Origin of the sequence: Rhodococcus sp. (in: high G+C Gram-positive bacteria) (genome assembly GCF_049286785.1) — a bacterium.
In the GTDB taxonomy this organism is placed as follows: domain Bacteria; phylum Actinomycetota; class Actinomycetes; order Mycobacteriales; family Mycobacteriaceae; genus Rhodococcus_F.
Window position 1 is genome coordinate 1 of record NZ_JBAQEO010000663.1, and the last position, 10,881, is coordinate 10,881.

Annotated in this window: 10 protein-coding genes and 3 pseudogenes; 2 read left to right on the top strand and 11 right to left on the bottom strand. The window is 66.2% G+C overall.

Annotated elements, in window-relative coordinates:
- Nucleotides 1–287 precede the first annotated feature (287 nt).
- From WAW17_RS23870 to WAW17_RS23890, 5 genes and pseudogenes are all read right to left on the bottom strand, one after another.
- Nucleotides 288–632 (bottom strand): hypothetical protein, encoded by a 345-nt coding sequence (locus WAW17_RS23870; protein ID WP_422335375.1) that lies wholly within the window; start codon nucleotides 630–632, stop codon nucleotides 288–290.
- 312 nt (nucleotides 633–944) lie between these two features.
- Nucleotides 945–1,808, bottom strand: coding sequence for a DUF1206 domain-containing protein (locus WAW17_RS23875; RefSeq protein WP_422335376.1), 864 nt, complete (start codon nucleotides 1,806–1,808; stop codon nucleotides 945–947).
- A pseudogene (locus tag WAW17_RS23880) lies at nucleotides 1,801–3,059 on the bottom strand (fatty acid desaturase family protein). Before WAW17_RS23880 ends, WAW17_RS23875 begins: the two are co-directional and overlap by 8 nt.
- 115 nt (nucleotides 3,060–3,174) lie before the next feature.
- Entirely contained in the window at nucleotides 3,175–3,348 is a 174-nt protein-coding gene (locus tag WAW17_RS23885) for a CsbD family protein (protein WP_422335377.1), read from the bottom strand.
- A gap of 78 nt (nucleotides 3,349–3,426) precedes the next feature.
- Nucleotides 3,427–3,891 (bottom strand): hypothetical protein, encoded by a 465-nt coding sequence (locus tag WAW17_RS23890; RefSeq protein WP_422335378.1) that lies wholly within the window; start codon nucleotides 3,889–3,891, stop codon nucleotides 3,427–3,429.
- Nucleotides 3,892–4,007: 116 nt separating this feature from the next.
- Here WAW17_RS23890 and WAW17_RS23895 point away from each other — a divergent pair, with 116 nt between their 5' ends.
- Both WAW17_RS23895 and WAW17_RS23900 read left to right on the top strand, forming a co-directional pair.
- A complete protein-coding gene (locus WAW17_RS23895) occupies nucleotides 4,008–4,733 on the top strand; it encodes a TetR/AcrR family transcriptional regulator C-terminal domain-containing protein (RefSeq protein WP_422335379.1) in 726 nt (241 codons plus the stop codon).
- Between the two features lie 52 nt (nucleotides 4,734–4,785).
- Nucleotides 4,786–5,328 (top strand): annotated as a pseudogene (locus WAW17_RS23900) (alpha/beta fold hydrolase); the annotation flags it as partial.
- 134 nt (nucleotides 5,329–5,462) lie between these two features.
- Here the strand turns inward: WAW17_RS23900 and WAW17_RS23905 are convergent.
- The 6 genes and pseudogenes from WAW17_RS23905 to fadD3 all read right to left on the bottom strand — a co-directional run.
- Complete coding sequence (locus tag WAW17_RS23905; RefSeq protein ID WP_422335380.1) at nucleotides 5,463–6,344, bottom strand: aldo/keto reductase; 882 nt, start codon at nucleotides 6,342–6,344, stop codon at nucleotides 5,463–5,465.
- Between the two features lie 84 nt (nucleotides 6,345–6,428).
- A complete protein-coding gene (locus WAW17_RS23910) occupies nucleotides 6,429–7,478 on the bottom strand; it encodes an acyl-CoA dehydrogenase family protein (RefSeq protein WP_422335381.1) in 1,050 nt (349 codons plus the stop codon).
- A complete protein-coding gene (locus WAW17_RS23915) occupies nucleotides 7,478–8,446 on the bottom strand; it encodes an acyl-CoA dehydrogenase family protein (protein WP_422335382.1) in 969 nt (322 codons plus the stop codon). Before WAW17_RS23915 ends, WAW17_RS23910 begins: the two co-directional genes overlap by 1 nt.
- The gene (locus WAW17_RS23920; protein WP_422335383.1) at nucleotides 8,443–9,603 is read right to left on the bottom strand and encodes an acyl-CoA dehydrogenase family protein; all 1,161 of its coding nucleotides are present in this window, start codon (nucleotides 9,601–9,603) and stop codon (nucleotides 8,443–8,445) included. Before WAW17_RS23920 ends, WAW17_RS23915 begins: the two co-directional genes overlap by 4 nt.
- Nucleotides 9,603–10,475, bottom strand: coding sequence for an enoyl-CoA hydratase (locus tag WAW17_RS23925; protein WP_422335384.1), 873 nt, complete (start codon nucleotides 10,473–10,475; stop codon nucleotides 9,603–9,605). Before WAW17_RS23925 ends, WAW17_RS23920 begins: the two co-directional genes overlap by 1 nt.
- A pseudogene (gene fadD3, locus WAW17_RS23930) lies at nucleotides 10,472–10,881 on the bottom strand (3-[(3aS,4S,7aS)-7a-methyl-1,5-dioxo-octahydro-1H-inden-4-yl]propanoyl:CoA ligase); the annotation flags it as partial. The pseudogene fadD3 and the gene WAW17_RS23925, both read right to left, overlap by 4 nt.

Sequence of the window (10,881 nt, forward strand, 5' to 3'; positions counted from 1 at the left end):
GCGTCAGATCCGGCGCCCTACCTGGGCTCAGATCACGCTGCCAGGACGAGAAGTCGCCGAGCCGACCGGGCGGCCGTCACGCTGTGCGGCGACGTGACGTCAGGGGACGACCACTTCCGCCGAAACCGGAATGCTCGGGTGGTCGGTCCGCATGGTGAGCCGAACCCGTCCGGGGCCCGTACCCACATGCATGAGCATCGGCCGGGTACTCGTGTTGCCGGCGGGTATGTATCGACTCATTGTTCCGCTTTGACCGGTGTCGAGGTTCTGCCAATCGATGATCGCAGTTACGTCGCAGGCCAGGATGGTCGGCGCCCACTTCCCAGCGGTGAGAAGCCCTGCGCGATGCGCAATTCGACGGAATGGACGGCCCCTCGGGCCTCGGAGTATTCCCACAGGGGTCCGTCGAACGCTGTTCCGGAGGCGGTCAGCATGCCGGCGCAGATGCCGTTTCCCAGCGTCCATACCGGGGCCAGCCCGACGCTTGCCTGGGCGCACGATCGTGGTTCTGTGTTCGACCACCCGAGCTGGCAAGGATCGGCCGCGCTGGCGACGCCTGGCGCCGCAACGAACATCGCAGCGCCGATGAGCCCGGTAACTGTGGCCGAAGCGAATCTATGTGAAATTGACATGCTCCAATCATCGTGCGGTGCTCCGTGTTCATTACACCTCAACCTCGGTATTGCTGGATTGTGCGAGTTGCCGGTCCGAAGCGGCGGCGTGGGTGCCTCAGCGCCGCCCCGAGCTGCAGGCTGTGCCCGAAGGTTGACTCGCGCAGGAAATTCCCAGGGACGAAGTGGCGTAGACCTGGTCGAACAGGGCGGCCATCCCACCGGCCCGGAGCAGGTTCATGTCGTCGAAGGTTCTCGCGGCGGGCAGGTCTGGTTGCCGAGCGCGACACGCTCCTCGAGAATCGGCTTGCTGCGGCTCGGGGCTGTGCACGACTACATCTTGGCGTAGCGGGCCATGGCGAAGCTGTAGAGGCCGTAGGTGATGATGCCCACGCCGGCCGCGATGAGGAGGGCCACGCCGTAGGGTTGGGCGCCGACGGTTTTGAAGGCACCGTCGAGTCCTGAGGCCTTGTCCGGGGCGGATTGACTGACGGCGAGGATCACCAGCAACCCGATGGCGGCGATGGCCAGACCTTTCGCGATGTAGCCGACCATGCCCAGTCGTCGCACGAGGGGGCTGGTGGTTCCTTCGAGGTCGTCGAGGAAGCTGCGACTGACTCCCTTGTAGACGTGGTATCCGCCGACCGCGATGATGACCAGCGCCCCCGCAACGAGGGCGATCGTACCGGCGGTGGTTTGCATCAGGCGGGCCGTGATCCCTGCACTCTGGCCGCTGCTGGACTTTCCGCTGCCGCGGGCGAATCCGAACGCGGAGAAGGCGAACGAGAAGTAGACCACCGCCAGGGCAAAGGCCTTGAGACGATCGATCACTTCCGATTTCTTGCTGTCTGCGTCCGGTCGGGACGAACTGCCGAGTGCCGCTTCGGCGAGCCGCCACAGTCCCATGATTGCGAACGCGACCACACCCACCCACAGTGCTGCGATGCCGCCCGGCTTGGCGGCCAGTTCCGTCATGGCACCGGATTGGTCGGCGGTGCCGCCTGCGCCGCCGAGGGCGAGCCGGATGGCGATGTAGCCGATGATCAGGTGCACGATGCCGCTCACCACGAACCCTGCGCGGGCGAACCGTTCGAAGTAGCTGTTCTGCGCCAGTCGGCCCGCGGTGGAGGACGAGTTTTCGTACGACGCCCGCGAAGAGCCGGCGGCGGGTGCCGGGGAAGGGGTGGTATCAGGCATGGCGATGGTCCCATATCGGTAGTGGTGGAATCCTCCGTCGGCGGGTGCGACGATTCGTGGGCAGGGCTCGTAGGGCTGTCCGTAGCCCGATGCGGGAAGCCGGAGCCGCCCCGACCGGCTCACGCAAGGCGCGGAACTTCAGTTCGGAGGCCGTCTCGGGGGCATCGTCGGCGGTCGCGCGCAGAAACCGGTCGGGCAGTGCGAGTTTGTGGATGGTGCGCAGCGTCAGCAGGTACTGCCGGGCAAGGGAGCCGGTGGTGTACGGCAGGTCGTATTTCTCGCACAGTGCTTGCACCTTGGTGGAGATTTCCGCGTAACGGTTGCTGGGGAGGTCGGGAACAGGTGATGCTCGATCTGATAGCACAAGTTGCCGCTGAGGAATGCCATCACCGGGCCGGCACGAAAGTTGGCTGCGCCGAGCATCTGCCGCAGATACCACTCCGGCCGCGTCTCGTTCTCGAGTTCGGCGACTGTGAACTTCTCGGCGCCGTCCGGAAAGTGCCCGCAGAAGATCACCACGTACGCCCACACGTTCCGCAGCAGATTCGCGATCAGGTTCGCCGTCAGCGTTCGCCGCCAGCGGCGGCCGCTGAGAGCGGGGAAAAGCAGGTAGTCCTTGCCGGTCTGGCGGAGAATCTTCCCGAGCAGCGCGCGGGTCCGGGCGGATTTCTCGGCGGCGGTGCCGGCGCGTTCCTGCTCCGAATACAGGTCGTGCAGGGCGATGCCCCATTCGAACGTCGCCGCCAACAACAGGTTCCGCAGCGGTTGCAGCAGATGTTCCGGTTTCCACGGTTGGTCGCGGGTGATCCGGATGACCCCGTAGCCGAGGTCGTCGTCCATCCCGACAATGTTGCTGAACACATGGTGGCGGTAGTTGTGGGAGTAGCGCCACTGTGATGACAGGCCGGCCATGTCCCATTCCCAGCTGCTGGAGTGGATTTCCGGGTCGTTCATCCAGTCCCACTGCCCGTGGCCGACGTTGTGCCCGATCTCCATGTTCTCGACGCTCTTGGCCACCGCGAGAGCCGTCGTCCCGAGAACACACCCTGTGGTGGTCCTGCTGCCGTGGATCACCAACCGGGCCGCGGCATCGAGTACCCGCTGGAAGCCGATGGTGCGGCGGATGTACGCGGCGTCCCGGTCCCCGAGGGACTCGGTGACGTCACGGCGAATGCTGGTGAGCTCGTCGCTGAGCGCCTCGACGTCCTCGCCGGTGAGGTGCGCGTACTCCTTGATATCAGAGATCGCCATGGTGTGCTCCAGATTCCGGGCGGGGGTGGGGCACGTCCGGTGCGGCCGAACGGCCGAGTCAGCAGTAGTGGCGTCGGCCTACCACCGCGTGGCCCATCGGCAGGGGGTGAAAGGGTCAGCGTTTGAACGCGTCTGCGATCTTCGCGCCGGCCTGCTTGAGGTTGCCCTTGGCCTGATCGGCCCGACCCTCGGCTTCGAGGCTGCGGTTGTGGGTGGCCCTGCCGAACACCTTCTTCACCGAACCCTTCGCGGCCTCGGCCGAATGCGATATCTTCTTACCAATACTCATGACGGGTTCTTCTTCCTCTGGTGTTTCGCTCGGCGCGGACGCGCCGGTCAAAGACGATCGCGGTGCCGAACCGCCAGGTCAATGTGTGACGCCGTGGCTGGTGGCGACTCCATCCGTGCGGTGGCCGAACGGGTGCCGCCAGTCACGTCGCCCGTCTCGCTGGTCGCGGGGATTTGTTTCGTGCGGTGTTCTGTCGACTGTGTCCGGGTCCGCGGCGACCATGTCGCGCTGCTCGGCCAGGCGGTCCCGGTCCTGGTACGCATCCGCTGTCTCCCGGCGAGAATCCTTCAGGTCGTGGCGGGCGAGGCGGCCGCGACGGGAGGTCCGCCGGGCCCCGGCCAGCAGCAGGCTCAGTCCGAGAAGGCCGACCGCGCCGACGACGATGCCGTAGAGAAACAGGGTTCCGGTGGAGCCGGTGACGTGATACCCGAACTCGGCGAAACCGTCGGTCAGGGCGTGCCCGTCGCCGCTGTTGGTCAACACGCCCGCGAGCCCGACAATCACGGCGGCGAGCAGAATGACGAGTCCGAGGATGATGATCATGGCGGCCTCCCGGGCCTACGTTGTAGTACCCAGTCAACGCCGAAGCGCCCAGGTAGTCAACGGTGTAGATCTACGCTTCAGGCCTACAGTGACAGTTGAACGAAAAGGAGTCTGTGATGGCGAAGGTGCCCGCTCGTCGCACGGCCGACCCCGACGACGACGGTTCTGGAAGTGGTTCGCTGACCAGGGAACTGATCCTTTCGTGCGCGCTCGACATAATCGACCGCGACGGCATGGACGGACTCACGATGCGCCGCCTCGGCAAGGCCCTCGGCCGGGATCCGATGACCCTGTACCGGCACGCGCCGAACAAGGCCGCCCTCCTCGACGGCATTGCCGAAATTGTCCTCGAGCAACTCGTCGTCGATACCGAGGACGGTGATTGGATGACCCAACTACGCACCGTCGCCCGGAGCTTCCGACGTCTGGCGCTCGATCATCCCCACGTCGTCCCGTTGCTGGTTACACGGCCCCTGGCGACGCCCCTCGGGCTGCGACCGCTGGGAACTCTGCGCCCGCTCGAGAACATCCTGAGCTTGCTCACCCGGGCCGGCTTCACCGACGCCGACGCCCTGCACGTCTACCGGGCGTTGTTCGGCTTCCTCCACGGTCACGTCCTCAACGAACTACAGGAACTCGTCGAACGGCCCGACGAAACCGACGATCTGCTACGCCTGGGACTACACCGGCTACCGATCGGCGACTTCCCGCTCCTGCGCGGTCTCGCGCCGGTCCTGGCGTCCTACGATGGCGCCGCCGAACTCGAACGCGGCCTCGACATCCTTTTCCCCGGCCTGACCGCAACACTGACCTCGACAGCTCGAGCCCCTGCGGTGAGCTGAACCCGAAAGACGAATGAACCTTCCTGCCTGCCAATTTCCCCCGGCCAGCCAGTACCTCTTTCCCGAGCGAGTCGACCGTCTGTGCCTGGTGAGCAGCGGCGGCCTCGGACCCGAGGTGAGCTTGTTCCTCGAGGCGGCCACCTTGCCCGGCAGCGAACTGGTCCTACCCGTCTTGGCCTCCGACTGGCTTCGGCGCAACACCGAGAGCATTCTCAAACAACTGGGCCGGTTCGGGTTTCCAGTGCAACCCAGTCGCAGTGCCGCAGAAACGTGGCGATCCCTCGCGACCGTGTCGGATAAGTCTGCGAGAGCAGCGTTTCTCGCCTCCACCCGAGCAGTCGTGGGACTGCGTGGACAGACGGTCAGCGCCAATCAACACTTCTCGAAGTTCGAATCGCTTCCGTCGCTACTGGTATGGGGTGGCAGCGACAAAATGATTCCAGCCTCACACGCCGAGAACCTCCGCCGCGTCGTACCCCACAGTCGCGTCGAGATCTTTCCCCGCGCAGGTCACTTCCCTCAACTCGACGAACCGGAACTGTTCTTCCGCGTGCTCGACGAATTCCTTGGTTCTGCTTCAGAATCTCCCCGGTGACACCGGTACGGGCCGGGCTGGCGCCTGTGGCGCGCACAGCTGTTTCACTGCCCGATGCATCGAGCGTCGTTCGCTTCAGAGCCCGCTGAGCCGACGCCGGCCACTCACTGCCGGCGTCGGCATTGTCGACTCGGCTACTCCGGCGCGCCCATGTTCATGTCGTCGGGGTGGAATCCGACGCGGGTGCCGTCGTCCATCGTTGCGATTTCGCTGAGATCCTGCTCGCTGAGTTCGAAGTCGAAGACGTCGATGTTCTGCAGAATCCGGGCGTCGTGCACCGACTTCGGGATCACGATCAGCCCGCTCTGTAGATGCCAGCGGATCAACACCTGGGCCTCTGTCTTGCTGTGCCGGTCGGCGATGCGCGTGATGATCGGGTCGGTGAGAAGTGTGTTCGGCTTCGAATCCTTACCCCAACCCGAATTGCTGGTGCCGCCGAGCGGGCTCCACGATTCGACGGCGATCCCGTGGTCCACCGCGAACGCGCGGATCTCCCGCTGCGCCAGATGCGGATGCAGTTCCACCTGATCGACAGCCGGGATGGTGCCGCCGCGCTCGATCAGTAGCTGCAGGTGCCGCGGCTCGAAGTTGCACACACCGATCGCCTTCGCCCGGCCCGACTTCGCGATCTTCTCCATGGCGTCCCACGTGCGCAGGATGCGGTCGTCGTCCTGCAGCGGCCAGTGGATGAGATAGAGATCGACGTAATCGAGGCCGAGCCGCCCGAGGCTGCTGTCGAAGGCTTTCAGTGCGGGCTCGTAACCCTGATCGGCGTTCCACAGCTTGGTGGTGACGAATATTTCTTCTCGCGGCACACCCGAGGACGCGATGCCGCGGCCCACACCTTCCTCGTTGCCGTAGGCGGCGGCGGTATCGATATGCCGGTAGCCCGCGTCGGCGAGGGCGAACCGGACAGCGTGCTCGGTCTCGTCGTTGGTGGCCTGCCACACACCCAGGCCGAGCTGCGGGATGACGGTTCCGGAATTCAGCACAATGCTGGGTACTCGAGGACTCATGCGTTCCAGGCTATCGACCCGGCACAGCCAGGAGGCACGCTATCCGTCACCTGGCATCATGCGTTTTGCGACAGGCACGAAGAGCTAGAGCCCCGCAGCTTCGGCGAGCTGCGGTAAGTACTCTCGCGGCTGCCCGAAGAGCTGGGAGCTGCCGTGGGCGCGCTTGAAGTACAGCTGCGCGTCGTGCTCCCAGGTGATGGCGATGCCACCGTGCAGCTGGATTGCCTCTGCCGCGACCTGTTGCAGCGCCTCCGAGCAGTACACCTTCGCGATCACCGCGTCCTCGTGGGTACCCGACAGCGCCGCGGCGTACGACATCGACCGCGCCGTCTCCACCAGCGCATACATGTCGGCCATGCGATGTTTCAATGCCTGGAACGAGCCGATCACCCGGCCGAACTGCTTCCGCGACTTCGTGTATTCCACCGTCTGCTCGAGCGCTGCCGTTGCCGCGCCCACCTGCTCCGCGGACAACGCGGTGAGAGCCACGGTACGAAGTCGTTCGGCGAGGTCCGGAGCCGAGGCCAGACGACGGGCCGAGGCGCCGTCGAAGCTCACCTCCGACAGCGCGCGGGTGGGGTCCATCGTCGGCACCCGGCGCCGGGTCACACCGTCCGCAGCCGGATCAACCTCCCGCAGCCCGTCGTCGGTCAAGACCAGCAGGACGTCCGCGACGTCGCCGCCGAGAACGTACGACGCGGTACCCGACACGGTGTCGGCGGATGCGGACACCCCGAAGCTGTTCCAACCGTGCGGTCCCGCCCAGCAGAGGGCGGCCACCGATCCGGCGGCGATCTCCGGCAGGAGACGCGCGCACGCGTCGTCGTCCCCCGACAGCACGAGCGCCTGAGCGGCGAGCACCGCACTTCCGAGCATCGGCGACGGGGTGAGCGTGCGGCCCAACTCTTCCTGCACCACATGCGTTTCGAGGAGGGACGCGCCCACGCCGTCGTACTTCTCCGGCACGGCCAGCGCGGCGACGCCGATCTGCTCGCACAGCTTCGACCACAGGGTTTCGTCGTAGCCGTGCTCGGTGGTGATCGCCCGGCGGACGGCGGCGGAGTCCGAGTGCTTGGCCAGCAGGTCCCGGACGGACGAGCGGAGGGCGGCTCTTTCTTCGTTGTCGAAACTCATCACGACACCTCCACGAGTGAATCGGCCACCCGGCCGCGATGGAAGGACGGCGTCCCCCACGCGGTGACGAGCGCGCGAACCTTGGTCAGCCACAGCGACAGGTCGTGTTCGAGTGTGTACCCGATGGCGCCGTGCACCTGCAGTCCGATGCGGGCCGCGCGGTAGGCGGCGTCGCCGCAGGCCACCTTGGCGGCGGAGACGTCCCGGGAGGCGTCGGCAGACCCGTCGCGCACCGCCAGGGCGGCGCCGTGCAGGAGCGGGCGCGACATCTCGAGTCCCACCGCGACCTCGGCGAGGTGGTGCTTGATGGCCTGGAACTGGCCGATCACCTTGCCGAACTGCTTGCGCTGCTTGGCGTATTCGGTGGTGGCCTCGAGCAGGGTCTGCCCGAGCCCCTGCAGCTGCGCCGCCGTCGCGAGTGCGCCCAGGTCGAACGCGGCCGTGAGGTCGGCGTCGCCCAGCGACTCGCCGGCGGTGAGGGTGAACAGCCGACGCGACTGGTCCACGGACTGCTGCGCGGCACCGGGTTCGCCCAGGGAGACCGAAGATCCGTCGACCAGCAACGCCAGGTCGGCGGTGTCCGCATCCACCGCGAACGGCACGTGCGGTGCGGCGGCAACGGTCGCGAGCGATCCGGATGCCAGCGCCGACAACCGATCCGGAGAAATCTGCGCGAGCAATGCGGGTGCGACGGCGACGGTTTCGGCCACCGGACCGGGAACGGCGTGACGGCCGAGTTGCTCGACGGCCACCACGAGGTCGACGGCGTCCGCGCCCAATCCGTCGTGATCCTCGGAGATCAGCAGCCCATTGACGCCGGTCTCGGCGAGGCGCTGCCACACCTTCAGCCCGGGGCCGGTGTCACCGGCGTTCCACGATCGAATCACCGACGGCATGTCCGACTTGGACAGCAGGGCGTCGATACTGGACGCGAAATCCTCGTGTGAGGAGTCGAGTGCGAATCTCATCTTTCAGCCTTCGGTAGGCCGAGCAGCCGCTCGGAGATCACGTTCTTCTGAATCTCGTTGGTACCGGCGTAGATCGGACCGGACAGGGAGAAGAGGTATCCGTCCATCCAGTTATTCGCAAGTTCGGCCGAGGCGCCCTGCAGTTCGAGGGCGGTCTCGTGGGTGGCGATGTCCCACTCCGACCAGAAGACCTTGTTGATGGAGGACTCCGCGCCGAGTTGCCCGCCCTCGGCGAGTCGGGTGACGGTGCCGAAAGTGTTCAACTGGTAGGCGCGTGCACCGATCCAGGCGTCGGCGACACGGTGACGCAGCGCGGTGTCGTCGGTGCGGCCGGTGGAACGGAACAACTCGACCAGGCGGTCGACGGTGGCGAGGAACCGGCCCGGGCTGCGCAGCGAGAGGCCGCGTTCGTTGGATGCGGTGCTCATCGCGACCCGCCAGCCCTCGTTGACGCCGCCGATCACGCCGGACTCGCCCGGGTTGGCCGGGTCGTCCGGAACGAACACCTCCTCGAGGAAGATCTCCGCGAAACCGGGTTCGCCGTCGAGCTGATCGATGGGACGCACGGTGACGCCCTCCGACCGCAGGTCGAACATGAAATACGTGATGCCCTTGTGCCGCTGCGCGTCCGGGTCGGAGCGGAACAGCCCGAAGCCCCAGTCGGCGAAGCTGGCGCGGGAGCTCCAGGTCTTCTGCCCGTCGAGTACCCATCCGCCGTCGACGCGACGTGCGGTCGACCGCAGGGACGCCAGGTCGCTGCCCGACTCGGGCTCGGACCACGCCTGCGCCCAGATGTCGTCGGCGCGGGCCATCCGCGGCATGATCCGGGCGAGCTGCTCCGGGTCGGCGTGCTCGAACAGTGTGGGCGCCAGCAGGAAGATGCCGTTCTGGCTCACCCGGCCGGGGGCGCCGGAGCGGTAGTACTCCTCCTCGAAGACCACCCATTCCAGCAGGGACGCGTCGCGTCCGCCGAGCTCCTCGGGCCACGAGACGACCGACAGTCGGGCGTCCGCGAGGGTGCGTTCCCACTGACGATGAGCCTCGAAACCCTCGGCCGTGTCCATCGACGGAAGCGGTTCCGCAGGCACGTTCTCGCGCAGGAACGTCCGGACCTCGTTGCGGAAGGCGGTGGTGGCGTCGTCGAAATCGAGATCCACTACTCGGCACCTTTCTCGGACGGACGGGCGCTGGCCGCCATCGACTTGGCGTTCATGCCGCCGAGCGGGTCGGTGTCGACCTCGGCGTTGTGCGCGTGCGCGAAGTGGTGCAGGCCGAAGACCGAATCCATGCCGTTACGCATGCCCATCTGGTCCTCGCACTGGTTGACGGCCTTCTTGGTGAGCGCGAGTCCGAACCGCGGCATGGCCGAGATGCGTCCGGCGATCGCGACGGTTTCCTTCTCGAGTTCCCCGCGGGGAACGACGCGGTTGATCATGCCCACCTCGTACGCACGCTGCGCGGTGAACCGGTCGCCCGTGAACAGGAACTCCTTCGCGAAACGCGGATTGGTCATCCACGGGTGCGCGAAGTACTCGACACCGGGGATACCCATACGTACGACCGGATCGGAGAAGAACGCGTCGTCGGAGGCGACGATGAGATCGCACACCCAGGCGAGCATGAGTCCACCGGCGATGCAGGCGCCCTGCACCATCGCGATCGTGGGCTTGGGGATCTCGCGCCACCGCCGGCACATCCCGAGATAGACCTCCATCTCGCGGGCGTACCGCTGGTCGCCGCCAGGCTTGTCGATGTGGTCCCACCACATGACGGCCTTGTTGTCGTAGTGCACGTGATGGTCGCGTCCGGGTGTGCCGATGTCGTGGCCGGCGCTGAAATGCTTGCCGTTGCCGGCCAGGACGATGACCTTCACGTCGTCGTCTCCCACGGCCCGCTCGAACGCGGCGTCGAGCGCGTAGGTCATCACCGAGTTCTGGGCGTTCCGGTAGTCGGGACGATTGAGCGTCACGAATGCGACGCCGTCGCGCACCTCGTAGGTGACGACGTCACCCTCGTACGGGACCGTCATGATTTCTCCTCACGCAGAACGTTTTTCATTACCTTCCCGGAGGGATTCCGGGGGAGGGAGTCCACGAACCGCACCGAGCGCGGAACCTTGAAGTTGGCGAGATGTTTCTTGCAGAAGGCCAGCACCTCGTCGTCGCCGAGCGACGTGCCGGGCTTGGGAACCACATACGCCCGGCCCACCTCGCCCATCCGGTCGTCGGGAACCCCGATGACCGCGGAATCGGCGACGCCGTCGAGGCGGGCCAGCGCGTTCTCGATCTCGGCGGGGTAGACGTTGAAACCGCCGGAGATGTACATGTCCTTGAGCCTGTCGGTGATGTCGAGATAGCCTCGCCCGTCGAGAGTGCCGACATCACCGGTGTGCAGCCACCCGTCCGGATCTATGGTCTCGGCGGTGGCTTCCGGGT

What these genes read in the sequence shown, in the direction of transcription:
- WAW17_RS23870 (WP_422335375.1), bottom strand. Translation starts at nt 632, where the DNA reads ATGTCAATTTCACATAGATTCGCTTCGGCCACAGTTACCGGGCTCATC.
- WAW17_RS23875 (WP_422335376.1), bottom strand. Translation starts at nt 1,808, where the DNA reads ATGCCTGATACCACCCCTTCCCCGGCACCCGCCGCCGGCTCTTCGCGG.
- WAW17_RS23885 (WP_422335377.1), bottom strand. Translation starts at nt 3,348, where the DNA reads ATGAGTATTGGTAAGAAGATATCGCATTCGGCCGAGGCCGCGAAGGGT.
- WAW17_RS23890 (WP_422335378.1), bottom strand. Translation starts at nt 3,891, where the DNA reads ATGATCATCATCCTCGGACTCGTCATTCTGCTCGCCGCCGTGATTGTC.
- WAW17_RS23895 (WP_422335379.1), top strand. Translation starts at nt 4,008, where the DNA reads ATGGCGAAGGTGCCCGCTCGTCGCACGGCCGACCCCGACGACGACGGT.
- WAW17_RS23905 (WP_422335380.1), bottom strand. Translation starts at nt 6,344, where the DNA reads ATGAGTCCTCGAGTACCCAGCATTGTGCTGAATTCCGGAACCGTCATC.
- WAW17_RS23910 (WP_422335381.1), bottom strand. Translation starts at nt 7,478, where the DNA reads ATGAGTTTCGACAACGAAGAAAGAGCCGCCCTCCGCTCGTCCGTCCGG.
- WAW17_RS23915 (WP_422335382.1), bottom strand. Translation starts at nt 8,446, where the DNA reads ATGAGATTCGCACTCGACTCCTCACACGAGGATTTCGCGTCCAGTATC.
- WAW17_RS23925 (WP_422335384.1), bottom strand. Translation starts at nt 10,475, where the DNA reads ATGACGGTCCCGTACGAGGGTGACGTCGTCACCTACGAGGTGCGCGAC.